Origin of the sequence: Ensifer sp. ENS11, assembly GCF_014851895.1 — a bacterium.
GTDB lineage: Bacteria > Pseudomonadota > Alphaproteobacteria > Rhizobiales > Rhizobiaceae > Ensifer > Ensifer canadensis.
Genome location: NZ_JACVAN010000004.1, coordinates 271,394 through 297,475, shown reverse-complemented (window position 1 = coordinate 297,475; position 26,082 = coordinate 271,394). Strand labels below are relative to the sequence as shown.

The window sequence follows — 26,082 nt, the reverse complement described above, 5'->3', positions numbered from 1 at the left end:
ATGTTCGTCGCATGATCAGCAAACGCTGACCAGAAGACAGCAGACATGCCTAGCATTCTAAAATTCTGCCCAGGCCCAGGCGGACGCCCTGCCAGGTTCCGCAGTGGTATGTATCCACACCTTAACTATCTCCTGCGGAAGCTGCCGCGAGCATCTCATGCATCTGGCATTAGCCCGACGCGACAGATGTCGCGGTTCACTCCTCATGACGAGAACGACCTGGCGGCCACCACCATAGTAGCTACGCGGCATTGCGTTGCATCAGCGCGTTTGAGTGCATTCCGGCGGCAGCCGGCACATACCCCCAAAGGCGCTTATTTCGGGAAGTAGCAGCGATCCGACCCACTGGTCCGACGCAACCAATCGCGCCACGGTTCGACAACACGAGACAAGGCTCGGATACCCCATCACCGCATTGACACCAGGTTGCTCTTTCCCGTCCAGGCAGAGCCACCTCATGCGCATTTCGCACCGTCGAACGAAAACAACACCGCGCAAAACAAAAGGCCCCGGACAAACCGGGGCCTTTCTAAGGTTTCGATCAAGCTGGCGAAGCCAGTCTGCGATCAATGTTCCTTGTTGGCGTAAACCGACTTCTTGGTCAGGTAGACGAGACCGGTGAAGATCAGCAGGAACACCATGACCATGAAGCCGGTGCGCTTGCGGTCTTCCAGGTGCGGCTCGGCTGCCCACATCAGGAAGGCCGAAACGTCCTTGGCATACTGGTCCACCGTCTGCGGCGTGCCATCCTCGTAGGTAACCTGATCGTTGGAGATCGGCTGGGCCATCGCCAGCGCAGAAGCGTTGGCGAAGTAAGGGTTGTAGTGCGTGCCTTCGGCGACCTGAACGCCTTCCGGCGGCTCATGGTAACCGGTCAGCAGCGCGTGGATATAATCCGGGCCACCTTCCTGGTAAGGCCAGAACATATCGAAGACGAACTGCGGGAAGCCGCGTTCGATGCCGCGCGCCTTGGCGATCAGCGAGAAGTCCGGCGGTGCAGCCCCGTTGTTGGAAGCAGCAGCTGCTTCCTTGTTCGGGTACGGCGACGGGAAGTGATCCGCAGGCACGGCCTTGCGGGTGTACATTTCGCCGTCAGCGTTCGGGCCGTCCTGAACTTCGTAGTTCGCGGCGAAGGCCTTCACCTGTGCGTCGGAATAGCCGAGGCCTTCGAGCGTACGGAATGCCACCAGATTCATCGAGTGGCAGGCCGAACAGACTTCGGTGTAGATCTTCAGGCCACGCTGCAGCTGACCCTTGTCGTAGTTGCCGAACGGGCCGGCAAACGACCAGTCCTGCTGCTCAGGCTTGTGGATCGGATAGTGGGGCGTGCCGCCGCCATGCTCCGCGCCACCTGCCGCCTCTTCAGCGACAGCAGCTCCGAGACCGAGGCCAGCGACGACAGCAAGTGACAGAATGCCTGTTACAAGCTTTTTCATTGTTGTGGGTTCCTTATCAATCGCTGTTCTGATCAGGCACGTGCGGTGGCCGGCTGTGCCTTCGCATTCTTCTTCTCAAGCACCGCCTCGGTGATGGAATTCGGAATGCGCTTCGGCGTTTCGATCAGGCCGAGGACCGGCATGATGACGAGGAAGAAACCGAAGTAGTACAGAGTGCCGATCTGCGACATGACAACGTACAGGCCTTCCGCAGGGCGCGAACCCAGCCAGCCGAGCAGGATGGCGTTGACCACGAAGATCCAGAAGAACAGCTTGTACCAGGGACGGTAGACAGCCGAACGCACCTTCGAGGTATCCAGCCATGGCAGGAAGAACAGGATGATGATCGAGCCGAACATCACCAGAACGCCACCGAGCTTGGAGTCGATCGGGCCGACATTGAAGGTGATGGCGCGCAGCATCGCGTAGAACGGCAAGTAGTACCATTCAGGAACGATGTGGGCAGGCGTCTTCAGAGCGTCAGCCGGAATGTAGTTGTCCGGATGGCCGAGGAAGTTTGGCTGGTAGAATACGAACCATGCATAGACCAGCAGGAACACGGAGACGCCGAGTGCGTCCTTCAAGGTCGCGTAGGGCGTGAAGGGAACGGTATCGGTCTTCGACTTCACTTCGACGCCGGTCGGGTTGGTCTGGCCGGTGACGTGCAGGGCCCAGACGTGAAGCACGACAACGCCGGCGATCATGAAGGGCAGCAGGTAGTGCAGCGAGAAGAAGCGGTTCAGGGTCGGCTGGTCAACGGCAAAGCCGCCAAGCAGGAACTGCTGGATCCACTCACCCACCAAGGGGAAGGCCGAGAAGAAGCCGGTGATAACGGTCGCGCCCCAGAAGGACATCTGACCCCAGGGCAGAACGTAGCCCATGAAGCCGGCAGCCATCATCAGGAGGTAGATGACCACGCCGAGGATCCAGAGGATTTCGCGCGGTGCCTTGTACGAGCCGTAATAGAGGCCACGGGCGATGTGTAGGTAGACGGCGATGAAGAAGAATGATGCGCCGTTGGCGTGCATGTAGCGCAGCAGCCAACCGTGGTTGACGTCGCGCATGATCTTTTCGACCGAGTTGAACGCAACGGTCGTGTCGGAGGCATAGTGCATGGCCAGCACAATACCGGTCAGGATCTGCACGATCAGCATCACGGAAAGCATGGCGCCAAAGGTATATGCGTAGTTCAGGTTCCGGGGAACCGGATAGCTGATGAAGCTGTCGTGAATCATACGCGGCAGCGGAAGACGGGAATCAACCCATTTCTCAATGCCAGTCGTTGGCGTGTAGGTTGAATGTTCAGCACTCATTATCAGTAGTCCCCTCAACCGATCTTGATAACTGTGTCGGAAACGAACGAGAAGGTCGGCACGGCGAGGTTCTCCGGCGCCGGACCTTTACGGATTCGGCCGGCCGTATCGTAGTGGGAACCATGGCAGGGACAGAACCAGCCACCGAAATCACCGGCCTGACCAAGCGGCACGCAGCCGAGATGGGTACAGGAGCCGATCATCACGATCCAGTTTTCCTTGCCTTCGCCGGCGGAGCGATCGAGATCGTTCGCCTCGGCGTCGGTCGGAAGGTTGGCGTTGCGCGCAACCGGATCCTTGAGGTCGGCAAGAGCGACCGCCTTGGCCTCTTCCACTTCCTTCTCAGTGCGGTTGCGGATGAAGATCGGCTTGCCGCGCCATTTGGCCGTCAGCGACATGCCGGCCTGCAGGCTCGACACATCGACCTCGATCGAGGCGAGAGCAAGCGTCGAAGCATCCGGACGCATCTGGTCGATGAATGGCCAAGCGACCGCGCCGGCGCCGACGACGCCCGCCATGCCGGTGGCCAGGTAAAGGAAATCGCGGCGAGTGGGCTCGCCCGAGGTCTCGCTTGAAATGTCGTGTTCGCTCACGGCTAAACCATCCTCTCACGCAATGTTGCGGAAACCGCATCCGCCCAGCGAGATCCCTGCCCTTGCGGTTTCACCTAGGTCAAGGAAGCACGCCCAATCAATGTGCTGACACCTTAGCCGGTTTGCTGTTGCAAACACGTTATCGGGCGTCAGAATCCGAAAAGTGCTGCGCGCACACGGCTCGCAGATTCCCCGTCAATCCGGCGCGTTCTATGCTTGATCGCAAATTATGTCCAGCCTTGACAAGGGTGGGTGGGCAGATTGTCGCGGGGAAAAGCGCGGCCAATTGGCACAAGGACTTGACGGTCGTCATTGCAGTTGGCCGGCGGCCGTTCGAAGGGTGGAGAAAAGGCGACGAGGCCGCCCTACTCTGCCGCTTCTTCGCGTGCCAGAAAGCCGCCGGATTGCCGCGACCAGAGGTCAGCGTAAAGACCGCCCCGAGCGATCAGTTCGGCGTGGGTTCCGTCCTCGACGATCCGGCCCTTATCCATGACGACGAGCCGATCGAGAGCGGCGATCGTCGACAATCGGTGTGCGATAGCAAGCACCGTTTTTCCTTGCATCAGCCGGTCGAGATTGGACTGGATTGCCGCCTCGACTTCGGAATCGAGCGCCGACGTCGCCTCGTCGAGAACGAGGATCGGCGCATCCTTGAGCATGACGCGGGCAATCGCGATACGCTGCCTCTGCCCGCCAGAAAGCTTGACGCCGCGTTCACCGACATGGGCATCGAAACTCCTGCGGCCGCGCTGGTCCTGGAGATCGAGAATGAACTCGTAGGCCTCGGCCCTCTCGGCTGCGATGATCAATTGCTTGTCGGTTGCATCCGGGTGGCCGAAAAGGATGTTGTCCCGGATGGAGCGGTGCAGCAGCGAGGTGTCCTGGCTGACCATGCCGACCTGTGCGCGCAGCGATTCCTGCTTCACCGTCGAAATGTCCTGCCCATCGATCAGGATGCGCCCGCCCTCGAGGTCGTAGAAGCGCAACAGCAGGTTAACGAGCGTTGACTTACCGGCGCCCGAACGGCCGACGATCCCGACCTTTTCGCCTGGACGGATCACGAGCGAGAAGTCGTCGATGACGCCGGCACTCTTGCCGTAATGGAACTTCACATGCTCGAAACGGATTTCCGGCTCGCTGACCGACAACTCCTTGGCATCCGGTTTGTCCACAAGACCGATCGCCTGGGAGACGAGCTCGGCCGAATTCTGGATCGTGCCGATGTTGCGCATGATCGAGTTGAACTGCGTCATCATCCGGCCGAGCAGCATGTTGAGTCGCAGCACCAGCGCCAGCGTGAAGGCAACCGCACCCGAACTGATCGCACCGCCAAGCCAGAGGTGGATGGCATAGACGGCGATGGCCGCGATCATCATGCCCGAAAGCAGCGCAAGCGAGGCACGCACGGCCGTCAGTAGCCGCGTGAAGGGGATCACCGCCCGCTGGAAGCGATCGAAGCCGGCGCGGATATAGCGGTCGTTCTCGTCGTCGCGACCGAACAGTTTCAATGTCTGGATGTTCGAATAGGCATCAACCATCCGCCCGTTCAGCATCGAGGCCATTTCAGCCGTATCGCGCGCGTGCTTGCGGATGCGCGGAACGAAGTAGCGCGCCAGCGCCAGGAAGAGGACGATCCAGAACGCGACCATTGCCGCCAGCCGCCAGTCGAGCTGGGCGATGAGCGCCATGGTCGAGGCGGTATAGATGACGATGAACCAGACGACCTGCAGCAGCGAGACGATCAGATCGCTGGTCGCCTGCGCGCCGGACCAGACTTTCGTCACGATCCGGCCGGAAAAATCGTTCTGGAAGAAGGAAAGCGATTGCCGAGCGACGTGGGTGTAGGTTTGCCAGCGCACGAGATTGAGGAAGCCGGTGATGATCGACTGCTCCTCGACGAGCGCTGCCAGCGACACCGCGACGAAGCGGAACACCAGCACCGTCAGCAACATGAACAGAAGCTCTGGCCCGTTGGCGGAAATTAGCCCGCTCCAGCCCGCTTCGGGCTTCACAGTGTCGAGCAGATCGACCAGCCGTCCGACGAAGTAGAAGAGCCCCGCCTCCAGCATGGCGACAAGGCCCCCGAGGATGGCCATCGCCAGAAACGGCCCTTTGGCCTGGCGGGCGTAGAACCAGGCAAAACCCCACAGCGATTTCGGCGGCTGCAATCGCTCGCGCGGCGCAAACGGCTTGATCCAGTTCTCAAAGATGCTGACGATGGCGCTGAGCATGTTTCCGATATAGGCGGTTCGGCGGCAACAGCAATCGGTTTCCACCATCGGGCGCATTACAAATGCGTTAGGTGACGTGGCAAAACCCCGCCGCCCGCATGGGCGGCAGGGTCACAGCGGATCACTCCGCCGCTTCTTCCTTCTCGGTATCGTCGGCGATGAAGCCGCCCGACTGGCGTGACCAGAGGTCGGCGTAAAGGCCGCCCTTGGCCACGAGTTCGGCATGCGAACCGGTTTCGACGATCCGCCCGGCCTCGAGGATGACCAGGCGGTCCATTTCCGTCAGCGTCGACAGGCGGTGGGCGATCGCGATCACCGTCTTGCCAGCCATCAGCGCGAACAGGTTCTCCTGGATCGCCTGCTCGACTTCGGAATCGAGCGCTGATGTCGCTTCGTCGAGGACGAGGATCGGCGCGTCCTTGAGGAAGACGCGGGCGATCGCGATACGCTGGCGCTGGCCGCCGGAGAGCTTGACGCCCCGTTCGCCGACCTGGGCGTCGAGCCCCTTGCGCCCCTGGTTGTCCTCGAGCGCCTGGATGAACTCCCAGGCATTCGCCCGCTTCGCAGCCGCGGTGATCGCCTCGTCGTCGGCTTCCGGGTGTCCATAGGCGATGTTGTCGCGAATGGAGCGGTGCAGCAGCGAGGTATCCTGCGTGACGACGCCAATCTGGGCGCGCAGGCTATCCTGGGTGACGGTGGCGATATCCTTGCCGTCGATCCGGATTGCGCCTGACTCCACGTCGTAGAACCGCAATAGCAGGTTCATCAGCGTCGTCTTGCCGGCACCCGAGCGTCCGACCAGGCCGATCTTCTCGCCCGGCTTGATGTCGAGCGACAGGTGATCGATGACGCCCTTTGCCTTGCCGTAGTGGAAGCGGACGTTGTCGTAGGTGATCGCACCCTTTTCCGCCTTCAGCGCCTTGGCATCCGGTTCGTCGACGATGTCGTGCGCCTTGGTCATCATGCCGATACCGTCATAGACAGTGCCAATGTTCTCGAACAGCGCCGAGACTTCCCACATGATCCATTGCGACATGCCGTTGATGCGCATGGCCAGACCAACGGCGATCGCGATCGCGCCGACCGAGATGGCACTTGTCAGCCACAGGTGAATGCCGAGCGCGCTGATTGCAAACAGCGCGATGCTGTTGTTGGCGTAGACCAGCACGTGGAACAGCGTCACCTTGCGCATCTGGCGATGCACCGTGTCGAGGAAGCCGTCCATGCCGGCGCGCGCATACGTTTCCTCGCGGCCTGCATGCGAGAACAGCTTGACCGTGCCGATGTTGGTGTAGCTGTCGACGATACGGCCCGTCATCATCGATCGCGCGTCCGCCTGCTCCTTGGAAATCTTCTGCAACCGCGGCACGAAATAGGTAACGATGCAGATGTAGATCACCAGCCAGACGGCGAGCGGCGTCACCAGCCGCCAGTCGGCAGCGGCAACGACGATCAGCATCGTGACGAAATAGCTGACGACATAGACGAAGACGTCGAGGATCTTCATCACCGTTTCGCGAACCGCAAGCGAGGTCTGCATGACCTTGGTCGCCACGCGGCCGGCGAACTCGTTGGCGAAGAACGTCATGCTCTGGCGCAGCAGATAGCGGTGCATCTGCCAGCGGGCGATCATCGGGTAATTGCCGAGCAGCACCTGGTGCATGATGAACGAATCGATCGCCACCAGCAGCGGCAGGCCGATCAGAACCAGGCCGCCCATCCAGATCAGCCGGTGACCTTCCGCCTGCAGGAAGGTGTCGCGATTGGCACTCGACAGCCAGTCGACCATGTTTCCGAGAAACTGGAACAGCGCCACTTCGCCGATGGCGATGAGCATGGTGCAGACCGACATGATGAGCAACCACGGAACTGCGGGCTTGGAATAGTGCCAGCAGAAGCCGAAAAGGCTCTTCGGCGGAAGCACGGGCTCTTCCGTCGGATAGGGATTGAGGCGGGATTCAAACCAGCCAAACATAGACTTGCTCCTTCAGAGTATTTTGAAGGAAGGCGGGAATTTGCCCCGCATTCTTTATCGTGAAAATTTCAGTCCGGAAATGCTGCCCGCCATAGCGGTTTGTCTTCCGGAGTTCCGGAAGCGCGCATCGATCTCTTGAAAGATAAGTCGCGGAACCGGTCAGGCCAAACGGTGGCCCATCACTCCTGGAAGGCGTGTCAACATCAATACAGTCATCATTGCCTCCGTCGGTTCGCGTTGAAGAGAGGTTCTCTCTACCCCTAATCGCGTCGACATGCCAGATTGTCGCAGGCACTTTCCTGCCTGTTTTTTCATCGTTCGGTCGGATGTTGCTCATTCGGCACAGATTAGACACCGCGAAATCAAACGGAAACGACACATGGCAGGCGCGTCCGGCATTGGTAGGAGACGCATATGAACGCATCATCGACGCCCCCTCCCGAATTGAAAGGACAAGGTTTCCATCTGAGGCGGCCGCAAGGGGGCGACGTCGAGGCGCGACTGGCGCTCGGGCGGGATCCCGAGATCCACCGCATGTTCGGTGGCAGCGCCACCTTCGCCCGCGCTTTCGGACAAGCGGATGCAGAAGCGTGGGTGCAACACCTCGTCGAGCATCCAGCTGCCTGGATCATCGATCGCAACGGGCCAATTGGCGAAGTCAGGCTCGACAATATCAACCGGGTCGACCGGCGCGCCTCCTTTGCCATCGGCATCTTCAATCCGAAATTGCTCGGCCAAGGGCTTGGCACTGCCGTCACCAAGCTTGTATTGGCGCATGCGTTCGGCGCGCTCGGCCTGCACCGTGTTTCGCTGCGCGTGCTTGCCTTCAACGAGCGCGCCATCGCCAGCTACCGCAAATGCGGCTTCTCGGTCGAGGGACGAGAGCGAGAGACGGCGCTGATCGACGACGCCTGGCACGACGACATCATGATGGGGATTCTGGCGCATGAATTCTCCGCCGCAAAAGACAAGTCGCAAGAAAAGTGAACAGACGTGAGTGACCTCCGCATTGCCCTCTACCAGCCCGACATTCCCGGCAATACCGGCACGATCCTGCGCCTTGCTGCCTGCCTCGGCCTTGCCGTCGATGTCATCGAGCCGGCGGGCTTCGACCTTTCCGACCGCAATCTCAAGCGCGCCGGTATGGACTATATCGCCTCGGTCACCCTCACCCGCCACATCAACTGGGAACGGTTCGAGGCGTGGCGGGTGCCGACCGGCCGAAGGCTTGTGCTCGCCTCCACCACCAAGGCCGCCGAGCCCTATACCCGCTTTGAATTCAGGCCCGACGATATCCTGCTGTTCGGTCGGGAAAGCGCCGGTGTGCCAGACCATGTGCATGATCGCGCGGAAGGCCGCATCCTCATCCCGATGGCCGAGGGGCAACGGTCGCTCAACGTCGCCATGTCTGCTGCGATGATCGCCGGCGAGGCGATCCGGCAAGTGCAACTGCTCTGAAAAACATCGCATGGTAATGCCCTGCCTTTCCCGATGGGGGGTGACGATGGGCGCGGCCAACGGCAGCGCCCCAAAATTCAGGCGGCAACCTCGTTGTAGGGCGTCGCCTTGCGGGCCTGCTTCAATGTCCGCGCCCACCAGATGAGCCGATCCATCATCAGGAACAGCGGCGCACGCAGCTCCTCGGGCTTGTAGAGGTTGCCGGCCGCATCGAACTTCGACCAGGCTTTGGCAAACTGGACGCCGTCGCGCAGCGTCACCGCATGCAGCTCGGCAAAGACTTGGCGCAACTGCTCGACGGCGCGGATGCCGCCGGAAGCGCCGCCATAGGAGACGAAGGCGACGGGCTTGGCATGCCACGGCTCGTAGACCGAATCGATCAGTTCCTTCAGCGCGGCCGGGTAGCCGTGATTGTATTCCGGCGTCACCACCAGGAAGGCATCCGCTTCGGCCACCTTGCGCTCCAGCCACTCGCCGGGATTGACCGTGGCGCCGACGCCGCGCGATGCCCTCAGCCGTGCCGGATCGATGACCGTGAGATTGAAGACGTTCGAATCCGAGATCTCACGGATCAGCCAGTTGGCGACCGTGTCGCAGAAGCGCCCCTGCCGGGCGCTGCCGTAGATCACCGCAAGCGTCATTTTCTCTGTCATGGGGATCAGCTCCTTGTTGTGAATTCCATGGAGCTCATGCTATAAAACCTCAACATTAGTTGAGGTCAATAGCCCGCCATGACGATTGTAAGAAACAGCGAAATGCGACGCGAACTGACCGTCGGCGAAGTCGCCGAACGCAGCGGCGTCGCCGTTTCCACCTTGCATTTCTATGAGGCCAAGGGTCTGATCCGCAGCAACCGCAGCCGCGGCAACCAGCGCCGCTATCCCCGAAGCGTGCTGAGGCGCGTGGCGGTGATCAAGGTGGCGCAACGGACCGGAATTCCGCTTTCGGAAATCCAGGCGGCGCTGACGGTGCTGCCCGACGACCGGCCCCTGACGGTGCAGGATTGGGCTCGGCTGTCGGAAAGCTGGCACGAGCAACTGAATGCGCGCATCGCCAGCCTGATGGCGCTACGCGACCACCTGACGAGCTGTATCGGCTGCGGATGTCTGTCGCTCAGGGAATGTCCGCTGCGCAACCCCTACGATGTGCTCTCGATGGAAGGCGCCGGCCCTCGGCTGATGGATGCGACGGAAGAGGACGGCCAGCCCTAGGAGGCCTCAGTCTGCAGTCGGCAGGCGGCGCATGGTGAACTCGATCTCGTCGCCGTCGAGCTGGCGCCAGCTTTCCACTTCGGTCCAATAGGCGGCTTTTGGCCAGGTATCGAACCATTCGCGCGCCTTGGCGCGGGCCGCACTTCGATCGAGCCGAAAGGTTTCACGCACGAAAAGGCCATCGCCTCGTGTCGGATTGTCCCGGCGATGCCGGGCGATCTGGCGCCGCAAACCATCGAGCGGCGGACCTGCGGGTATTCTTGCCATGGGCCATACCTCTGGAGGTAAAGATAGTGTGAGTATCGGGCCATTGCGAGTCCGTTTTACACCGCCCATACGATGCGGCAGACTGCAGCGCGGCGCGCCAAATATGACGCGCAAAGGACGCTGCAGCGCTTTAGACTTGCTGCATAATTTTCTCCTTAAATCGAATCTGATTTAAGGAATTATGCAGTAGCCCGATGGCCCCTCCGCCGTTGCCAATCCGGCGGAAATATGAACTGTGGCCCACATCAACGAATCGGCGGCTTTCCGGCGCGCAAAGCCGCGAACAGGACAAATTTTCATGGAACGACCGCAACTACCCCAGGGGCTGCCTGCCGATATCGAAGACAAGAAGGCAGCAGCCAGAGCCTGGTTCGAAAGCCTGCGCGATACGATCTGCGCCGCTTTCGAGGCTGTCGAAGACGACCTGACCGGCCCGCTGTCCGACCGTGAACCGGGCCGCTTTGTCGGCAAGGAATGGAGCCGGGACGGCGGCGAAGGCGGCGGCGGTCGCATGTCGATGATGGAAGGTCGCGTCTTCGAGAAGGTCGGCGTACACACCTCGACCGTCTTCGGCGAATTCTCACCGGAATTCCGTGAGCAGATCCCCGGCGCCAGCGAAGACCCACGCTTCTGGGCATCGGGTATCTCGCTGATCGCGCATCCCGTGAACCCCAATGTGCCGGCCGTTCACATGAACACCCGCATGGTCGTCACCACCAGCAACTGGTTCGGCGGTGGCGCAGACCTGACGCCGGTGCTCGACCGCCGCCGCGTCATGACCGACCCTGACACGCAGCTGTTCCACCGCGCGATGGAGATCACCTGCAACCGTCACTCGGTGGCTGATCACGCCAGGTACAAGCAGTGGTGCGACGAGTACTTCTTCCTGAAGCACCGCAACGAGCCGCGCGGGACCGGTGGCATCTTCTACGATTGGCTTCAGTCTCCGGCCGAGCAAGGCGGTTGGGACGCGGACTTCGCCTTCACGCGTGATGTCGGCAAGGCGTTCGCGCTTGTCTACCCCAAGATCGTGCGCACCAATTTCAATACGCCCTGGACCGAGGAAGATCGCGACGAGCAGCTCGTGCGTCGCGGCCGCTATGTCGAGTTTAACCTGCTCTACGACCGCGGCACCATCTTCGGCCTGAAGACCGGCGGCAATGTCGAGTCGATCCTCTCGTCCCTGCCCCCGGTCGTGCGCTGGCCCTAAAAAATTGCTACTGCATGTTTCCTTAAATCCTATTCGATTTAAGGATAAAAACACGCAGCAACTCAAGGTGCTACAGCGACCTTTGCGCGTCTCATAAGACGCGCGGCGCTGTAGGAAAAGTGCGAAGCGGTTTCCGTCAGGAAATACTTGGAAATGAAGAGATAGAGCGTTTCTGAGGCTCCTTTTGAACGAAACCGAAGGTGCGCGGACGTCATTTGCAGATGCGCACCTTCTTGATCACCACCCGGCCATAGGCGCCATAGGTCTGCACCGTCTTGACCACGCAGGTCTGTCGATAACCGTAGCTGTAGTTGCCGGCTTTTGCCGGAATAGCGAGAGCAATGACAGTCGTCATCGCGAGCGCGACGGCGAAGAGAGAATGGCGCATGAATGGTTCCCCGTTCGAATTCTGCGGCCAGGAATGACGTGCGATCCGCATGTCCGAGCCATCGCACGAAAGCCTGGATTGCGCTGTTTCGATTGGAACAGCTGAACAAATCGTCGAGCGCCGCGTTGTCCTTCCATCGAGGAAGGGGGCCGGACCATGATCTTCAAGAAGCGCACATTTCACGGCAGCGAACCGGATCGCAGCACCGGGGATCACCCCGCCGAGCTGGAACGTCGCGTGGCGCATGGCCTTGCGGTGACGCCCGGGCTCGATGCATCCGACGTCACGGTTGTCTGCCAGGGAAATACGATCGTGCTTGCGGGGCATGTCGCCACGAAGGCCGAATCCGCCCGCGCCGAAGAAGCCGCAAGACTGACGAAGGGGGTGGCAGAAGTGGTCAACCGCATCGAGGCGGCAGAGGGAAGATAGGACTGGCTCAGATAGAACCGAGCGTCCAGCCGACGATCTCGGATGCGACCGTCGCGAACGCCTGATCGAGGGCCCTGACGAAGGCCGGGTTGCCGGTGCCCTTGACGCCGGCCGTGGCGCGGAATGCCTTCTGCGCCCGCACAGTGCCGTTCCGGTCATTGACGATCTTTGCAAAGATCTCGACGACCGCCGTATCGGCGCCTTCGGTCGAGATCTCGAAGGAGCGGATCTCGCTGATCACCTGATAGTCGATCGCCAGCCCCTCGCCGGGCTTGCCGACGCCCGCCACCTTGCCGGTATTCTCGAACGCCTGAACCAGCTTTGCCTGCACCATGCGCGGCAGGCGGTCGCTCCATTGTGCCTTGGACAGATACTGCAGCTCCGAACCGGAAAGACGGATGACGACCTGGTCGCTGTCGAGCGCTTTCAGCGCCGTCGGTTCCGGCACGAGTATCTGCTTGCTGGTCGCAGCCCGTCCTTCGACGACCGGCGACGCGGAAAGGCTGAATGTATCGTTGACGGCAGCACCGGCACCGCACCCGGCCAACAAGACAGCCAGCGTGAAAACCAGGGCAGAGCGTTTCGCTCCCGTCTCACGCATACACACCAGCCCCGGAAAATTCATACTGCCCAAACCCTTGTCCAATTCGCAGCACCTTAGAGCGCTCTTTAATGAAAGCAACCCGCCGGCCCCACCCGGCTTTGTCTTACCTGATTCAGCGTCGGGTGCGACCATCGTATTGCTTGACTGTTTCGCCGCCGAACAGCAGGCGTTGCGGATTCTTGTCGAATGTCGAAATCGTATTCTCGAGGCTCTGCACGGTGCGACGTGTATCGGTCACCAGTGCCTCGACATCGCGAAGGCCGGAGCCGGAGAACCGCTTCAGATTGTCTGCAATCGGGCCGATCTGGGCGTTGAGGTTGTCGGCCATCTTGCGGAACGATTCGAGCGTGGTGCGCGCCTCGGCCGAAAGCGACGGTGCGTCGGCATCGCCGAGGAACCCATCGACCTTGACGAGGATGCTGTCGACGCGGCTGGAGGCAGCATTCAGCTTGCTGGCCATCTGGGTCACGTCGGTGATCGTGCGATCGATGTCCTGCTGGCGCGCCGTGATCTTCTCGGCAAACTGCGTGATGTTGGCGACCGTCCTGCGGGCGTCGGCACTTGCTGCCGAAATGTCGTTGACAACAAGTTCGACCTTCTGCTTGTCGACGGCAGCCACCAGCGTATCGACGCGCTCGAGCGTCTTCTGCGCATTCTTGCCGAACTGGTCATAGGTCTCGACCGTGCGCTTGAACGCTGCAATGGTTTCGGAAACGCCGCCTGAGGCGGCCTTCAGGTCATTGCTAAGCTGCTCAACGTTGCTGACGATATGATCGATCTTTTTCGGATCGACCGACTTCACCAGCACGTCGGCCGAGGCAAGGGTCGAATCAAGCTTCTTCGACGCGGCATTGATCGATGCCGAAAGCTCGGTCACGCTTTTCAGGAAGTCGTCGATTGCGCCGGAATTGTCGGCAAGCGCCTTGGAGAATTTCTCGGCATTGCCGATCGTGCTGGTCAGGGGGCCGCGCACGTCCTTGACGAAGCCCTGGATGTCGCTGATCGCATCGTCGGCGCGGTCCATGATCTTGTCCGCTGTCGCGAGCAAGCTGGTGACGCTCGACTGGTCGGCAAGAATGCGCGCCTGCGTACCATTTTCAACGGCGCTGCGCAGGATGTTCTCATCGCCCTTGTTGCCACCGCTCAGCTCGATATAGGCAGAACCCGTCAAACCTTGCACTTCGAGCGTCGCCTTGGTCGATTTCAGCACGGGCGCATCGATGGAGACTTCCGTGACAGCAATCGAGTAACGCGGATCGTTGGCGTCGATCGCCAGATTGCGCACCGAGCCGACGGGAATGCCGTTGAAGCGAACAGGCGAGCCGACGGAGAGCCCGTTGGCGGAACCCGGAATGTTGACGACCAGCTCGACCATCTCGCCGCTGCGGCCGTATTGCGACATCCAGTAGACGAAGCCGAAGGCAGCCGCGATCACGAACACCGTGAAGAAGCCGACAATGGCGTAGTTCGCTTTAGTTTCCATTCGTCCCGACTACCTCAGTGGCCATCCTATCGGCCGTTCTTCTGCTTCAGACACCCCGGAAGATGTCCAAGACACCCGGGATCGCCCGCCGGCTTCCTGACGCTATTCGTCGTGCCGCACGATCGACCGCGCCCGTTTGCCCCGGAAATAGGACTGCACCCAAGGATCGTCACAGGCCAACATGTCCTCGACGGTCCCCTCGACCAGAACCTTCTTGTTTCCGAGCACCGCAATGCGATCGCAAACCGAAAACAGGCTGTCGAGGTCGTGAGTCACCATATACACGGTCAATCCGAGCGTGTCGCGCAGCTTGGCGATCAACTCATCGAACTCGGCCGCGCCGATCGGGTCGAGGCCTGATGTCGGCTCGTCGAGAAAGACGAGATCGGGGTCGAGCGCGAGCGCGCGGGCAAGTGCGGCTCGCTTGATCATGCCGCCCGAAAGCTCGGATGGGTATTTGTCGGCCGCCTCCGGCGCCAGACCTACCAGCTCGATCTTCACGCGCGCCAGTTCGTCCATCAGGCTCTGCGGCAGGTCGAGATATTCGCGCATCGGCACCTGGATGTTTTCACGCACCGTGAGGGCCGAAAAGAGTGCGCCGTGCTGAAAAAGCACGCCGAGACGCATGTCGAGCGCGATCCGGTCAACCTCGGACATCCTGTCGTATTCCGCGCCAAGGATCTTGATCGTGCCGGAGCGCTTGGCCAGAAGCCGCAGCACCGTGCGCATCAACACCGACTTTCCGGTACCCGAGGCACCGACGAAGCCGAGGATTTCGCCGCGAAAAATCTCGAGGTTGAGCTTGTCGAGCACGATGTGGGAGCCGAAGCCGACCGTCAGGTCGCGCACGGACAGAACCGCTTCCTGTTCGTAGGCCGGATCCTGCTGTCTTTCCGTGGCTGCTGTGCTCATCGTTCCATCCGCCTCAGAAATCGATCGCTGCGTAGAACATGGCAAACAGGCCGTCGATCAGGATCACCACGAAGATCGATTTGACCACCGAAGAGGTCACGTGGCGGCCAAGCGATTCGGCGCTGCCGCCAACCTTCAGGCCTTCGACTGCCGCCACCACGCCGATGATCAGCGCCATGAACGGCGCCTTGATCATGCCTGCCGCAACCGATGAGAAATCCACGGCCTCCTGCAGGCGCGACAGGAAGGTCGCAACGGTGATGCCCGAATAGGTCCAAGCGACCAGCGCCGCACCGGTCAGTGCTGCGAAGTTGGCAATGATGGTCAGGAGCGGCAACGCGATCGTCAGCGCCACGAGGCGCGGAAACACCAAGACGCCGACGGGGCTGAGGCCCATGACCTTCAGCGCGTCCACCTCCTCGCGCATCTTCATCGAACCGATCTCGGCCGTGATCGCGCTGCCCGAACGCCCGGCGATCATGATGGCGGTCAGCAGCACGCCGATTTCGCGCAGTTGCAGGATGCCGACCAGATCGACGACGAAGACTTCGGCGCCGAAATAACGCAGCTGGAATGCGCCTTGCTGCGCAATGATCGCACCGATCAGGAAGGACATCAGCATGATGATCGGCACGGCCTTGACGCCCATGCGGTCGATCTGGTGAACGATGGCCGCCGGCGAGACGCCACTGTGCCGCCCGAGCTTGAGCTGGGCACCGCGAACCGCCGAGCCGAGAATGTACATCGCCGCGACGGTATCGTTCCAAGTGGCGATCATCACCTCGCCGACCGGTGCGAACAGCCGCTGGAACAGCGGAAGATGTTCGCTTTCGTCCTCCGGTGCCGGCAGTTCCGCCGGTAGCGCGCCGATCAGCTCGACATAGCGTTGACCGCCGTCGACGAACTGGATCTCGTCCTTTTCAGGTCCGGCAAGCCGCGTCATGAAGCGCCGGATGATCCAGGCGCCGGCCGTGTCCATAGCCGTCACACCCGACAGATCGAACTGCCTGACGCTGCTGCCCTTGCGCGCAAGCTGTTCGAGCTTGGCGGCCATGGCTTCAGCTGTCTCGTGCCGCCAGACGCCTGAAAAGACATACGCGCGTTCCGAGCCTCCGGCGTCTCCACTGAGCGCGACATCCGCAACGATCTTGGTCTGGGAACGCGTCACCTGGTCTCTGTCATCCCGATTTGCTAACCGCTCGTAAAAGCTTGCTCCGTCATAACGGCTCACATCCTTGATGTCATCCTGACGAAGCCGGTAACATCAAGACCTAAGCGCCAGATAGGCCCCGCCGGAGAAGATTTCATGTCAACTGTGCTCGAAGCGACAACCGAAGACTTCCCGATTGCGGGCACATTCACGATTTCACGCGGTTCGAAGACCACGGCAAGCGTCGTGACATGCCGAATCACCAAGGACGGCACCAGCGGTTGGGGGGAATGCGTACCCTATGGCCGCTACAACGAAACCATTGCCTCGGTGCTCGCCGAAATCGAAGCCATATGCCCGCAGATCGAACAAGGCCTGACGCGCCCGGAGCTACAGTCGGCGATGAAGCCGGGTGCGGCCCGCAATGCGGTCGACTGTGCGTTGTGGGATCTGGAAGCAAAGCAGAAAGGCAAATCTGTCCATGAGCTTGCCGGTCTCTCCTCACCTGGCACATTGACGACGGCCTATACGCTGTCGCTTGCCGAGCCCGATGCGATGCGCAACCAGGCCGCACAATATGCCCACCGCGCGCTGCTCAAGATCAAGGTCGGCACATCAGACGATGCCTCCCGCATCCGCGCCGTGCGCGAGGGTGCGCCGGAGAGCCGCATCATTCTCGATGCCAATGAAGGCTGGACGCCCGACAGCCTCGCCTATCACTTCGCCATCTGCGCCGAGCAGCGCATCGACCTGATCGAACAGCCGCTTGCCGCCGGCCATGATCAGGCCCTGGCCACGATCGCCCGCCCCGTTCCGGTGTGTGCCGACGAGAGCGTGCACGCGACCGGCGACCTCTCGGCCCTGGTCGATCGCTATGACGCCGTCAACATCAAGCTCGACAAGACGGGCGGCCTGACGGAGGCGCTTCGCATGCGCGATGCGGCAACGTCGCTCGGCCTCAAGGTGATGGTCGGCTGCATGGTCGGAACCTCGCTCGGCATGGCACCGGCAATCCTGGCGGCGCAGGGCGCGGATTTCGTCGATCTCGACGGGCCCCTGCTTCTGGCACGCGATCGCACGCCCGGCCTGCGCTACGAAGCCTCGCTGGTCTTTCCGCCGGAACCACGCCTCTGGGGCTGAAGATACCAGGCGGCAACGGCAAAGCAGCAGCCGGCAAAGGCGACGACCGACATCGAATAGAACCCGTTCACCCCGTACCAGGCGTAGAGATAGCCGGACAGGAAGGTGAGGATCGCCGTGAAAATGCCGGTGTAGAAGAAATAGAGCCCCTGGGCCGATGCCTCCTGCTCCTCGACGACGCGCTCCACCAGCTTGTTCTGCATGCCGGTGTGCATGATCGCATAGGTGAAGGCGTGGAAGCACTGCAGCACGAAATAGCCGGAAAAGCCGAGATCCATCGGGAAGATGATCCAGCGCACGACCGCCAGCGAGCAGCCGGACAGGATCATCGTCCAGACGCTGAAGCGGCGGATGATCGCCTTGGCGAAGATGAACATCGTCACTTCAGCAGCAACGCCGGCACTCCAGAGGATGCCGATCTCCGTGCCGCTATAGCCGATATGCTGCCAGTAGATTGCCGAGAAAGCGAAGAGCATGGCGTGGCTGGCGTTCACCAGCGTCACGCCGATCAGCAATAGCTGCAGATCGAGCTGGCGCAACGATTGCGGCGGAGGCTCGGTCAGCGCCGTGATCGGTGACGGGCGCCGCGGTCGGCCGACCTTTGGCGCCGCAAAGGCCATCAGGATCGTCAGGCCGAAACCGACCGCCATCGCCGGCAGCACCATGTCGCCACCGAAGATGCCGATCATCCAGCCGCCGAGCATGGTTGCGCCGATGAAGGCGACGGAACCCCAAAGCCGCATCTGCGCATAATCGAAACCCCAGCGCCGGACGCCGGAAAGCGCGATCGCCTCGACGATCGGCACATAGGGCGAATAGACCGCCGATTGCAGCGTATAGATGATCAGAACCGGCCAGAACTCCCGGGCGTAGAACAGCACGAAAGCCGTCGCCAGCGACAGGAAACCTGACCAGATCAAAACGATCGTGCGCTCTCCGAGCCGATCGGCGATCACACCGGCAATTGGCGCGGTGATCACGCGTACGAACATCGGCAGCGCCAGCACGACGCCGATCTCGAAATCGCTCATGGAAAGCGTGCTCAACCAGACCGGAAAATACGGCATTGCGAAACCGTTGACGATCAACGGAGCGCAGAAGAGCAAGGCGATGCGAAGCGCAAAATGACGCGGCGGAGGGCCCACAGTTGCGGGCGCTTGGGAGGGAATCATGGGAGAACCTGATGGCTATCGGCCAGCAATAGCATAGCCCGCTGCCGGATCGCCATAACCTAGATTTCACTACAAGCGACGCTTGCGCCCTCGCCGGCGTTCCCGTCAGGCTGCCCGTTGCGTCAGCAGGTGCGCCAGAAGCCGTTCGGCTTCGGCCGTTCCCTCGGCCTCTGCGACGCCGCCGCGCATCTGATGCCAGGTGATCAGTTCCATGGTGCCGTCGTGGTGTTCGGCGATCGCCGTGCAGCTTTCGACCCAGTCGCCCGTGTTGATGTAGCGCACGTCGCCGATATCCTCGATGACCGCATGGTGGATATGGCCGCAGATCACGCCCTGCGCATCATGCCGCCGCGCCTCGTCGGCAACCACCTTCTGGAACTCACCGATAAAGTTGACGGCGTGCTTCACCTGCAGCTTCGCCCAGGAAGAGAACGACCAATAGGGCATGCCGAGCCGGCGACGAACGGCGGCCAGGCCGATATTGATGGCGATCGCCGTATCGTAGGCCCAGTCGCCGAGATAGGCGAGGATGCGCGCATTGCGCACGACCACATCGAATTCGTCGCCATGCAGCACCAGATAGTTGCGGCCGTCGGCACCCTTGTGCATATGGCGCTGCGCCACTTCGATGCCGCCGAAGTGAACACCCGGGAAATCGCGCATGAACTCGTCGTGATTGCCGGGGATATAGATGATGCGCGTGCCCTTGCGCGCCTTGCGCAGCAGCTTCTGGACGACGTCGTTGCAGTTCTGCGGCCAGTACCAGCTACGCTTCAACCGCCAGCCATCGACGATGTCGCCGACGAGAACGATGGTCTCAGCCTCGTGATGGCGCAGAAAATCAATAAGAAAGTCGGTCTTGGCGGCCTTGGAGCCGAGGTGGACGTCGGAGATGAACAACGTCCTGAGGTGTCTTACGGAATTGATTTGCGGTGCCGCCATCATACCAGCCTCGTCTTGATTGAGCCTTCTGGGGCCCGTCAAAACCAGACTCGTGTTTCAGGAAGATGACACGGACGCCGGCCGCTTCGTCGCACCGGCTTAAAAGAACCGCGCAAAAACTGTACGCGGTTCGCAATTCATGCCACAAGGCCACGTCCAAAAAAGAGGAATGCAGACTATGAGCACGGGCGACAAAACGAAATCCCAGACAGGTCCGGTCAGCGGCGACATCGACCAGCAGGCCCTTTTCTTCCACCGTTACCCTCGCCCTGGGAAGCTCGAAATTCAGCCCACCAAGCCGCTCGGCAACCAGCGCGATCTCGCGCTCGCCTATTCGCCCGGTGTGGCTGCGCCCTGCATCGCCATCCGCGACAATCCTGAAACGGCTGCCGACTACACGGCACGCGCCAACCTTGTCGCGGTCATTTCCAACGGCACGGCCGTTCTCGGCCTCGGCAATATCGGTCCGCTTGCCTCCAAGCCGGTCATGGAAGGCAAGGCCGTCCTGTTCAAGAAATTTGCCGGCATCGACGTCTTCGACATCGAGATCGACGCGGCGAGCATCGAGCGTATGGTCGATGTCATCTCGGCGCTCGAGCCGACCTTCGGCGGCATCAACCTCGAAGATATCAAGGCGCCGGAATGCTTCGAGGTCGAGCGCCAGTTGCGCGAAAAGATGCAGATCCCCGTCTTCCATGACGACCAGCATGGCACCGCGATCATCGTTGCGGCCGCAATCCTCAACGGTCTGGAACTGGCCGGCAAGGACATCGCCAAGGCCAAGATCGTTACCTCGGGTGCAGGTGCCGCAGCGCTCGCCTGTCTCAATCTGCTGGTCACGCTTGGCGCCAAGACCGAAAACATCTGGGTGCACGACCTCGAAGGCCTCGTCTACAAGGGCCGCGAAGTGCTGATGGACGAATGGAAGTCCGTATACGCGCAGGAAAGCGACAACCGGGTATTAGCCGACAGTATCGGCGGCGCCGACGTTTTCCTCGGTCTTTCCGCCGCTGGAGTCCTGAAACCGGAACTGCTGGTGCAGATGGCCGAAAAGCCACTGATCATGGCGCTCGCCAACCCCACGCCCGAGATCATGCCGGAGGCAGCGCGCGCGGCGCGCCCCGACGCGATGATCTGCACCGGCCGTTCGGATTTCCCCAACCAGGTCAACAACGTGCTTTGCTTCCCGCACATCTTCCGCGGTGCGCTCGACTGCGGCGCAAGCACGATCAACGAAGAAATGAAGATGGCGGCGGTCCGCGCCATTGCCGGCCTTGCCCGCGAGGAGCCGTCCGACGTGGCCGCCCGCGCCTATTCCGGCGAGACGCCGGTCTTCGGTCCCGATTACCTGATCCCCTCGCCCTTCGACCAACGCCTGATCCTCCGGATTGCGCCGGCGGTTGCCAAGGCTGCCGAGGAAAGCGGCGTCGCCACCCGCCCGATCCAGGACTACGACGCCTATCTCGACAAGCTGAACCGCTTCGTCTTCCGCTCGGGCTTCATCATGAAGCCGGTCTTTGCCGCCGCCAAGAATGCGCAGAAGAACCGCGTGATCTTCGCCGAAGGTGAAGACGAGCGCGTGCTGCGCGCCGCCCAGGTGCTGCTGGAGGAAGGCACGGCCCGCCCGATCCTGATCGGTCGTCCGCAGATCATCGAGACGCGCCTGCGTCGCTACGGCCTGCGCATTCGTCCGGATATCGATTTCGAGGTGGTCAACCCCGAGGGCGACCCGCGCTACCGCGACTACGTCGAGGACTATTTCGCCCTCGTCGGCCGTCTCGGTGTCATTCCGGAAGCTGCCCGCACGATCGTCCGCACCAACACCACCGTCATTGGGGCGCTTGCCGTCAAGCGCGGCGAAGCCGATGCGCTAATCTGCGGTGTCGAAGGGCGTTACAGCAAGCACCTGCGCGACGTCTCGCAGATCATCGGCAAGCGCGACGGCGTGCTCGATTTCTCGGCCCTCAGCCTGCTGATCTCGCAGCGTGGCGCCACGTTCTTCACCGACACCTATGTCAGCTACTGCCCGAGTGCCGAAGAAATCGCCCAGACCACCGTCATGGCGGCGCAGGAGATCCGGCGCTTCGGCATCACGCCACATGCCGCCCTGGTCTCGCATTCGAACTTCGGCTCGCGCGATTCCGAGAGTGCCACCAAGATGCGCCAGGCGCTTCAGCTTGTGCGCGAACTCGCGCCCGATCTGGAAGTCGATGGCGAAATGCACGGCGATTCGGCCATCTCCGAAGTGCTGCGTCAGCGCGTCATGCCCGACAGCACGCTCTCGGGCGAAGCCAACCTGTTGGTCTTCCCGAACCTGGATGCTGCCAACATCACGCTTGGCGTCGTCAAGACGATGACGGACAGCCTGCATGTCGGACCGATCCTGCTCGGCTCAGCACTGCCGGCGCACATCCTGTCGCCGTCCGTGACCTCGCGTGGCGTCGTCAACATGGCGGCACTCGCCGTCGTTGAAGCCAGCCATCCGGGCTAGCGACGCCCTCGTTTTTAAGGGCCGCCGCACCCGGCGGCCCTGTGATGCTGCCGCGACCCTGGGCAACAACCATTGTTTGCAAGGGTCGACAATCCACAGCAAATCGGCTGTCGGTTCTGGACAAAAGGTGAACCCCCAACCATTGTGGGGTTTAGCGCAAAAATCGGTGTTGTGGCATGACTGAACAACAGGCTGTCCTCGACATGCTGGAAATTCTGGAATGCGGAGGCTGTGTCGAGCCGGCCCATTTCTTTACGTTGATGCGCCGTACCTTTCGCATCGCTCATCTCCTATATCTTGAAGCTGAGCCCTATGCCGACGAGCTCAAGATCTGCCGGTTGCACCACACGTTCGGTGCCTACGCGGCCGAGCTTTATCTGACGCGGGAGCTCTACCGTATCGACCCGATCCTCAAGCTGGCGCTCGGTGGCGTCAGGCCTGTCGAATGGACGACGGCGCGCCACCGCTTTCCCGAATGCGAGCCATTGTTCAAGACGGCCGAAGAGATCGGCCTTTCCAGTGAAGGCGTCGCCCTGCCGCTGCCCTCGCCGGCCGGCCGCACCGCCTTGCTGGCCATCAACGTCAATATGTCGGCCGCGGAGTGGTCGATCTATCGGCGCAACCACTTGCGCGACTTCCAGCTCGCCGCCAACCTGTTTCATGCCGGCATGCTTGAAAACGCCGCCATGACAGGGGGGCTGAACACGCGCGATACGCGCCTCACAGGTCGCGAAACCGAGGTTCTCACCTGGTCGGCGGCCGGCAAGAGCTATTGGGAAATTGCCACCATTCTCGGCATTTCCGAACGCACCGTGCGTTTCTTCATGACCAATGCCCGCCGAAAGCTCAATGTTGTCTCCAACACGCAGGCCGTGGCCCAGGCCGTTCGCCATGCACTGATCCCGACGGTTTGACCCACCCTCAAGACGCTCCTCCTTCGCTCATCTGAAAACCCGTCTATATTTAGTGGGAAAAAACGGTTTCCGGAACTGTCGGTAGTGACAGTTTCGCCCCTGCCTGAGGACTGACAGCATCACGCCATCCCCCAAAACAAGGATGGAGAAGAAGATGATCAGGATCCTCAACGGCAGGACACGCGGACAGCACCCACAGTCCATCGACGAGATGTTCAAGCTGCGCAAGCGCGTCTTCCACGATTTCCTGAAATGGGACGTGCAGACCGATGGGGAATGGGAGATCGACAATTACGACAAGTCGAATCCGCTCTATATTCTGTCCTATTCGCCGGAGACGGGAAAACTGCGCGGATCGCTGAGATTGCTGCCGACGCTCGGCCCCAACATGCTGGACGATACGTTCCCGATCCTGCTTGGCGACAACCCTGAGATCCGCAGCGCCTCGATCTGGGAATCGAGCCGCTTCTGCATCGACCCGGAGATTTCTCAGGACCGCGCCTCCAACCAGGTGACCGTCGCCGCCGCAGAACTGATGTGCGGTGTCGGCGAACTCGGGCTGGCCTCCGGCATCAGCCATATCGTCACGGTGACCGATGTCTTCCTCGAGCGGATGTTCCGCCGCATGGGTTGCCCCGGCGAGCGCATCGCTGACCCGCACCGGATCGGCTCGGTCTATGCCGTAGCGGTCGCCTGGGAAGTGACGCCGTCGCTGCTCAGCGCCATGAAGGCCGTAGCGGCGATCGAAGGCACGGTTCTTGAACGGCCGATGTCGCTGGAGACGGCACGCGCCGCCTGATCTCTAACGCTCCTTCCGTTCCTCCCACCGGACGGAGCTGTTAACGCAATGCGAGGCTTGTCGTTGCACCGGCGGCGACAAGCCTTATGATAGGGCTGAAACAGGAAGTGCCGACAGCGACCGAACCCGGACAACAAGGGTGGCGCCGTGCGGTTGCAGGAATGGACGTTCGCCCGTGTTCCGGAACATGAAAACCCTAGCCGCGGCGACCTTGCCGCTGCTTCTGGTTCTTGCCGATCAGGCGCTGGCCTCCAGCGTGTGCGACCGCCTGAACACTCGGCTCGCCGAACTGCCCGCCGCCATCGAAACTACGGCCGATACCCGCGATTATGCGAGCGCGATTTCCCGACAGAACATCGAATTGCGCCGGGCGCGCAACGATCGCCGACGCGCCGGCTGCGGCACAGGCAGCGTCGTCGTCTTCAACGGCGGCGACCCGGATATCTGCACAGACATCAACAGTCTGATCGCCGAGATGGAAGACAATCTGCGCATCCTCAAATCGGAGCGCCAGCAGCTGATGTCAGGCGATGGAGACGATACGCGCCGGCGCATCCTCGCCGCCCTCGAGATCAACGGTTGCTATGGTGGCAGCGAGGAATTTGCGACCGCCGACCCGGACGAGCCGGAAACGTACCGCAACATCCTGCGCGATCTGCCGCCGGACGAAAGCTACGGACCAATGCTGCGGGACGGCGAAATGGGCACCTACCCGCCGGAAAGCGGCGTCTATTCCGGCACGCTTCGCACCATGTGCGTGCGCACTTGCGATGGCGCCTTCTTCCCGATCTCGTCCGAGGCAAGCCCTGTGGACTTCGCCCGCGACGAGCAGGCCTGCCGCGCCCGCTGCCCGGGTGCCGAAACAGAACTATTTTTCCACGACCTGGCGACCGAGGAGAGCGACCAGATGGTCTCCGCCTCGACGGGACGCCCCTATAAAGAACTGCCAAACGCCTTTGCCTATCGGACGCGCGGCGTCGGCAAGCCGGGCATTTGCGGTTGCCAGATTCCAAAGATCGCGACGACGCCCAAGGCTTCCAGTGGCAACACTGGCAACAGCGAATCGTCGATCATCGTCATCGAGGGCAAGAAGGAAGCGGCCGCCCCTACCGCCAAGGCGGCTGCGGAGGAGCGCCCCTACGATCCCGCCAAGAGCAAGGTGCGGGTCATCGGGCCGACGTTCCTTCCCCAGGAGGAAACGTCGATCGACCTTCGCCATCCGAAGGGTCCGGGCTACCAGCCGGTTCAGAGCAACTGATCGCAGCGTCTGCCTTTCGGCAGGTTCCCCAGCCTTCCTCGAACACCAGCTCCTCCAGCGGCAGCCGCTGGCGCCAGCCCTTAACCGCAAGTTCCGGCTCCTGGTAAAGGCGATCGACATATCCGAGGCAAAGCCAGGCGACGATCACGACATGATCGGGAATGCCGAGGATCGCCTTGATCTCATTTTCATGAAAGATACTGACCCAGCCGACACCAACGCCTTCGGCGCGCGCCGCAAGCCAGAGGTTCTGCACGGCACAGACGGTGGAATAGAGATCCATCTGCGGGTTATGGGTGCGCCCGAGAACGACCGCTCCACCGCGCGTGCGGTCGCAGGTGACGCAGATGCTCAAGGGTGCCTTGCGGATCCCCTCCAGCTTCAGGGAGCGGTATTTCGCTTGGCGGTCGCCATCGAACATCAATGCCGCTTCGTCGTTGGCGCGGGAAAAGGCCTGCCATACCCGCTCGCGGGTTTCGGCCTGCCGGACCACGACGAAATTCCACGGTTGCATGAAACCCACCGATGGCGCCCGGTGCGCAGCATTGAGCAGGCGCATCACCACATCGTCAGGCAAGGGTTCGGCCAGGAACTGATCCCGCACGTCCCGGCGCGTTTCGATGGCTCGATAGACGGCTTCGCGCTCGTCGGATGAAAAGGCCTCTGCAGCCGCAAGGCCGCCATTAGCGTCAGTCAGCATCGTTCG

The 26,082-nt window shown here is 61.4% G+C and carries 26 protein-coding genes; 10 read left to right on the top strand and 16 right to left on the bottom strand.

The genetic code is table 11. From position 1 onward, the window contains the following. Positions 1-566 precede the first annotated feature (566 nt). The 6 genes from IB264_RS10670 to IB264_RS10645 all read right to left on the bottom strand — a co-directional run bounded on the left by IB264_RS10670 (position 567) and on the right by IB264_RS10645 (position 7,975). Positions 567-1,436 carry a cytochrome c1 gene (locus IB264_RS10670; protein ID WP_025427195.1) on the bottom strand — a complete coding sequence of 290 codons (870 nt, stop codon included), beginning with the start codon at positions 1,434-1,436 and terminating at the stop codon, positions 567-569. Between the two features lie 32 nt (positions 1,437-1,468). Next, a complete protein-coding gene (locus IB264_RS10665; RefSeq protein WP_025427196.1) occupies positions 1,469-2,749 on the bottom strand; it encodes a cytochrome b/b6 in 1,281 nt (426 codons plus the stop codon). 14 nt (positions 2,750-2,763) lie between these two features. Continuing rightward, complete coding sequence (gene petA, locus IB264_RS10660; protein WP_025427197.1) at positions 2,764-3,342, bottom strand: ubiquinol-cytochrome c reductase iron-sulfur subunit; 579 nt, start codon at positions 3,340-3,342, stop codon at positions 2,764-2,766. Between the two features lie 365 nt (positions 3,343-3,707). Beyond that, entirely contained in the window at positions 3,708-5,573 is a 1,866-nt protein-coding gene (locus tag IB264_RS10655) for an ABC transporter ATP-binding protein (protein WP_038576142.1), read from the bottom strand. Positions 5,574-5,694: 121 nt separating this feature from the next. Then, complete coding sequence (locus IB264_RS10650; RefSeq protein WP_025427199.1) at positions 5,695-7,548, bottom strand: ABC transporter ATP-binding protein; 1,854 nt, start codon at positions 7,546-7,548, stop codon at positions 5,695-5,697. Then, entirely contained in the window at positions 7,532-7,975 is a 444-nt protein-coding gene (locus IB264_RS10645) for a hypothetical protein (RefSeq protein WP_144239149.1), read from the bottom strand. Before IB264_RS10645 ends, IB264_RS10650 begins: the two co-directional genes overlap by 17 nt. Here IB264_RS10645 and IB264_RS10640 point away from each other — a divergent pair. Both IB264_RS10640 and IB264_RS10635 read left to right on the top strand, forming a co-directional pair. Continuing rightward, the gene (locus tag IB264_RS10640) at positions 7,963-8,535 is read left to right on the top strand and encodes a GNAT family N-acetyltransferase (RefSeq protein WP_025427200.1); all 573 of its coding nucleotides are present in this window, start codon (positions 7,963-7,965) and stop codon (positions 8,533-8,535) included. The genes IB264_RS10645 and IB264_RS10640 overlap by 13 nt on opposite strands. A 6-nt stretch (positions 8,536-8,541) precedes the next feature. Beyond that, the gene (locus tag IB264_RS10635; protein WP_025427201.1) at positions 8,542-9,006 is read left to right on the top strand and encodes a tRNA (cytidine(34)-2'-O)-methyltransferase; all 465 of its coding nucleotides are present in this window, start codon (positions 8,542-8,544) and stop codon (positions 9,004-9,006) included. A 77-nt stretch (positions 9,007-9,083) separates the two neighbouring features. On the opposite strand, the gene IB264_RS10630 is transcribed toward IB264_RS10635, so the two are convergent. Further along, complete coding sequence (locus IB264_RS10630) at positions 9,084-9,659, bottom strand: NADPH-dependent FMN reductase (RefSeq protein ID WP_025427202.1); 576 nt, start codon at positions 9,657-9,659, stop codon at positions 9,084-9,086. A gap of 78 nt (positions 9,660-9,737) precedes the next feature. On the opposite strand from IB264_RS10630, the gene soxR reads away from it, so the two are divergent. Next, positions 9,738-10,217, top strand: a complete 480-nt coding sequence (soxR, locus tag IB264_RS10625) for a redox-sensitive transcriptional activator SoxR (protein ID WP_025427203.1) — start codon at positions 9,738-9,740, stop codon at positions 10,215-10,217. 6 nt (positions 10,218-10,223) lie between these two features. Here soxR and IB264_RS10620 read toward each other — a convergent pair whose 3' ends face one another. After that, on the bottom strand, positions 10,224-10,484 hold the full coding sequence (locus IB264_RS10620; protein ID WP_025427204.1) for a hypothetical protein: 261 nt from the start codon (positions 10,482-10,484) through the stop codon (positions 10,224-10,226). Between the two features lie 298 nt (positions 10,485-10,782). On the opposite strand from IB264_RS10620, the gene hemF reads away from it, so the two are divergent. Continuing rightward, complete coding sequence (gene hemF / locus IB264_RS10615; protein WP_025427205.1) at positions 10,783-11,694, top strand: oxygen-dependent coproporphyrinogen oxidase; 912 nt, start codon at positions 10,783-10,785, stop codon at positions 11,692-11,694. A 211-nt stretch (positions 11,695-11,905) separates the two neighbouring features. On the opposite strand, the gene IB264_RS10610 is transcribed toward hemF, so the two are convergent. Further along, positions 11,906-12,082, bottom strand: a complete 177-nt coding sequence (locus tag IB264_RS10610; RefSeq protein ID WP_156407975.1) for a hypothetical protein — start codon at positions 12,080-12,082, stop codon at positions 11,906-11,908. A gap of 156 nt (positions 12,083-12,238) precedes the next feature. Here IB264_RS10610 and IB264_RS10605 point away from each other — a divergent pair, with 156 nt between their 5' ends. Then, entirely contained in the window at positions 12,239-12,511 is a 273-nt protein-coding gene (locus IB264_RS10605) for a BON domain-containing protein (protein ID WP_025427207.1), read from the top strand. 7 nt (positions 12,512-12,518) lie between these two features. Here the strand turns inward: IB264_RS10605 and IB264_RS10600 are convergent, their stop codons facing one another. The 4 genes from IB264_RS10600 to IB264_RS10585 all read right to left on the bottom strand — a co-directional run bounded on the left by IB264_RS10600 (position 12,519) and on the right by IB264_RS10585 (position 16,678). Further along, positions 12,519-13,136: an ABC-type transport auxiliary lipoprotein family protein gene (locus IB264_RS10600; protein ID WP_025427208.1), complete on the bottom strand. Its 618-nt coding sequence runs from the start codon at positions 13,134-13,136 to the stop codon at positions 12,519-12,521. Positions 13,137-13,227: 91 nt separating this feature from the next. Next, complete coding sequence (locus tag IB264_RS10595; RefSeq protein WP_025427209.1) at positions 13,228-14,598, bottom strand: MlaD family protein; 1,371 nt, start codon at positions 14,596-14,598, stop codon at positions 13,228-13,230. A gap of 102 nt (positions 14,599-14,700) precedes the next feature. After that, positions 14,701-15,510: an ABC transporter ATP-binding protein gene (locus IB264_RS10590; protein ID WP_025427210.1), complete on the bottom strand. Its 810-nt coding sequence runs from the start codon at positions 15,508-15,510 to the stop codon at positions 14,701-14,703. 13 nt (positions 15,511-15,523) lie between these two features. After that, the gene (locus tag IB264_RS10585) at positions 15,524-16,678 is read right to left on the bottom strand and encodes an MlaE family lipid ABC transporter permease subunit (protein WP_025427211.1); all 1,155 of its coding nucleotides are present in this window, start codon (positions 16,676-16,678) and stop codon (positions 15,524-15,526) included. A gap of 138 nt (positions 16,679-16,816) precedes the next feature. Between IB264_RS10585 and dgcA the strand changes: the two genes are divergently transcribed. Then, positions 16,817-17,800, top strand: coding sequence for an N-acetyl-D-Glu racemase DgcA (gene dgcA, locus IB264_RS10580; RefSeq protein ID WP_025427212.1), 984 nt, complete (start codon positions 16,817-16,819; stop codon positions 17,798-17,800). On the opposite strand, the gene IB264_RS10575 is transcribed toward dgcA, so the two are convergent. Together IB264_RS10575 and IB264_RS10570 are read right to left on the bottom strand one after the other, a co-directional pair. Beyond that, positions 17,752-18,972, bottom strand: coding sequence for an MFS transporter (locus IB264_RS10575; RefSeq protein WP_025427213.1), 1,221 nt, complete (start codon positions 18,970-18,972; stop codon positions 17,752-17,754). The two genes, dgcA and IB264_RS10575, sit on opposite strands and share 49 nt — an antisense overlap. Positions 18,973-19,077: 105 nt before the next feature. Beyond that, a complete protein-coding gene (locus IB264_RS10570) occupies positions 19,078-19,917 on the bottom strand; it encodes a UDP-2,3-diacylglucosamine diphosphatase (RefSeq protein ID WP_025427214.1) in 840 nt (279 codons plus the stop codon). 175 nt (positions 19,918-20,092) lie between these two features. Here IB264_RS10570 and IB264_RS10565 point away from each other — a divergent pair, with 175 nt between their 5' ends. The 4 genes from IB264_RS10565 (at position 20,093) to IB264_RS10550 (ending at position 25,376) form a co-directional block, all read left to right on the top strand. Then, complete coding sequence (locus tag IB264_RS10565; protein WP_025427215.1) at positions 20,093-22,405, top strand: NADP-dependent malic enzyme; 2,313 nt, start codon at positions 20,093-20,095, stop codon at positions 22,403-22,405. 176 nt (positions 22,406-22,581) lie between these two features. Then, a complete protein-coding gene (locus tag IB264_RS10560) occupies positions 22,582-23,319 on the top strand; it encodes a LuxR family transcriptional regulator (protein ID WP_025427216.1) in 738 nt (245 codons plus the stop codon). Positions 23,320-23,473: 154 nt separating this feature from the next. After that, positions 23,474-24,118, top strand: coding sequence for an acyl-homoserine-lactone synthase (locus tag IB264_RS10555; protein ID WP_025427217.1), 645 nt, complete (start codon positions 23,474-23,476; stop codon positions 24,116-24,118). A gap of 187 nt (positions 24,119-24,305) precedes the next feature. Next, positions 24,306-25,376: a DUF2865 domain-containing protein gene (locus tag IB264_RS10550; RefSeq protein ID WP_025427218.1), complete on the top strand. Its 1,071-nt coding sequence runs from the start codon at positions 24,306-24,308 to the stop codon at positions 25,374-25,376. Here the strand turns inward: IB264_RS10550 and bluB are convergent. Beyond that, entirely contained in the window at positions 25,285-26,076 is a 792-nt protein-coding gene (gene bluB / locus IB264_RS10545; protein WP_057214315.1) for a 5,6-dimethylbenzimidazole synthase, read from the bottom strand. The two genes, IB264_RS10550 and bluB, sit on opposite strands and share 92 nt — an antisense overlap. Between the last annotated feature and the right edge of the window lie 6 nt (positions 26,077-26,082).

Coding starts and splice junctions, on each gene's coding strand:
- IB264_RS10670 (WP_025427195.1), bottom strand. CDS start 1,436: ATGAAAAAGCTTGTAACAGGCATTCTGTCACTTGCTGTCGTCGCTGGC.
- IB264_RS10665 (WP_025427196.1), bottom strand. CDS start 2,749: ATGAGTGCTGAACATTCAACCTACACGCCAACGACTGGCATTGAGAAA.
- IB264_RS10655 (WP_038576142.1), bottom strand. CDS start 5,573: ATGCTCAGCGCCATCGTCAGCATCTTTGAGAACTGGATCAAGCCGTTT.
- IB264_RS10650 (WP_025427199.1), bottom strand. CDS start 7,548: ATGTTTGGCTGGTTTGAATCCCGCCTCAATCCCTATCCGACGGAAGAG.
- IB264_RS10640 (WP_025427200.1), top strand. CDS start 7,963: ATGAACGCATCATCGACGCCCCCTCCCGAATTGAAAGGACAAGGTTTC.
- IB264_RS10645 (WP_144239149.1), bottom strand. CDS start 7,975: ATGATGCGTTCATATGCGTCTCCTACCAATGCCGGACGCGCCTGCCAT.
- IB264_RS10630 (WP_025427202.1), bottom strand. CDS start 9,659: ATGACAGAGAAAATGACGCTTGCGGTGATCTACGGCAGCGCCCGGCAG.
- soxR (WP_025427203.1), top strand. CDS start 9,738: ATGACGATTGTAAGAAACAGCGAAATGCGACGCGAACTGACCGTCGGC.
- IB264_RS10620 (WP_025427204.1), bottom strand. CDS start 10,484: ATGGCAAGAATACCCGCAGGTCCGCCGCTCGATGGTTTGCGGCGCCAG.
- hemF (WP_025427205.1), top strand. CDS start 10,783: ATGGAACGACCGCAACTACCCCAGGGGCTGCCTGCCGATATCGAAGAC.
- IB264_RS10610 (WP_156407975.1), bottom strand. CDS start 12,082: ATGCGCCATTCTCTCTTCGCCGTCGCGCTCGCGATGACGACTGTCATT.
- IB264_RS10605 (WP_025427207.1), top strand. CDS start 12,239: ATGATCTTCAAGAAGCGCACATTTCACGGCAGCGAACCGGATCGCAGC.
- IB264_RS10600 (WP_025427208.1), bottom strand. CDS start 13,136: ATGAATTTTCCGGGGCTGGTGTGTATGCGTGAGACGGGAGCGAAACGC.
- IB264_RS10595 (WP_025427209.1), bottom strand. CDS start 14,598: ATGGAAACTAAAGCGAACTACGCCATTGTCGGCTTCTTCACGGTGTTC.
- IB264_RS10590 (WP_025427210.1), bottom strand. CDS start 15,510: ATGAGCACAGCAGCCACGGAAAGACAGCAGGATCCGGCCTACGAACAG.
- dgcA (WP_025427212.1), top strand. CDS start 16,817: ATGTCAACTGTGCTCGAAGCGACAACCGAAGACTTCCCGATTGCGGGC.
- IB264_RS10575 (WP_025427213.1), bottom strand. CDS start 18,972: ATGATTCCCTCCCAAGCGCCCGCAACTGTGGGCCCTCCGCCGCGTCAT.
- IB264_RS10570 (WP_025427214.1), bottom strand. CDS start 19,917: ATGATGGCGGCACCGCAAATCAATTCCGTAAGACACCTCAGGACGTTG.
- IB264_RS10565 (WP_025427215.1), top strand. CDS start 20,093: ATGAGCACGGGCGACAAAACGAAATCCCAGACAGGTCCGGTCAGCGGC.
- IB264_RS10560 (WP_025427216.1), top strand. CDS start 22,582: ATGACTGAACAACAGGCTGTCCTCGACATGCTGGAAATTCTGGAATGC.
- IB264_RS10555 (WP_025427217.1), top strand. CDS start 23,474: ATGATCAGGATCCTCAACGGCAGGACACGCGGACAGCACCCACAGTCC.
- IB264_RS10550 (WP_025427218.1), top strand. CDS start 24,306: ATGAAAACCCTAGCCGCGGCGACCTTGCCGCTGCTTCTGGTTCTTGCC.
- bluB (WP_057214315.1), bottom strand. CDS start 26,076: ATGCTGACTGACGCTAATGGCGGCCTTGCGGCTGCAGAGGCCTTTTCA.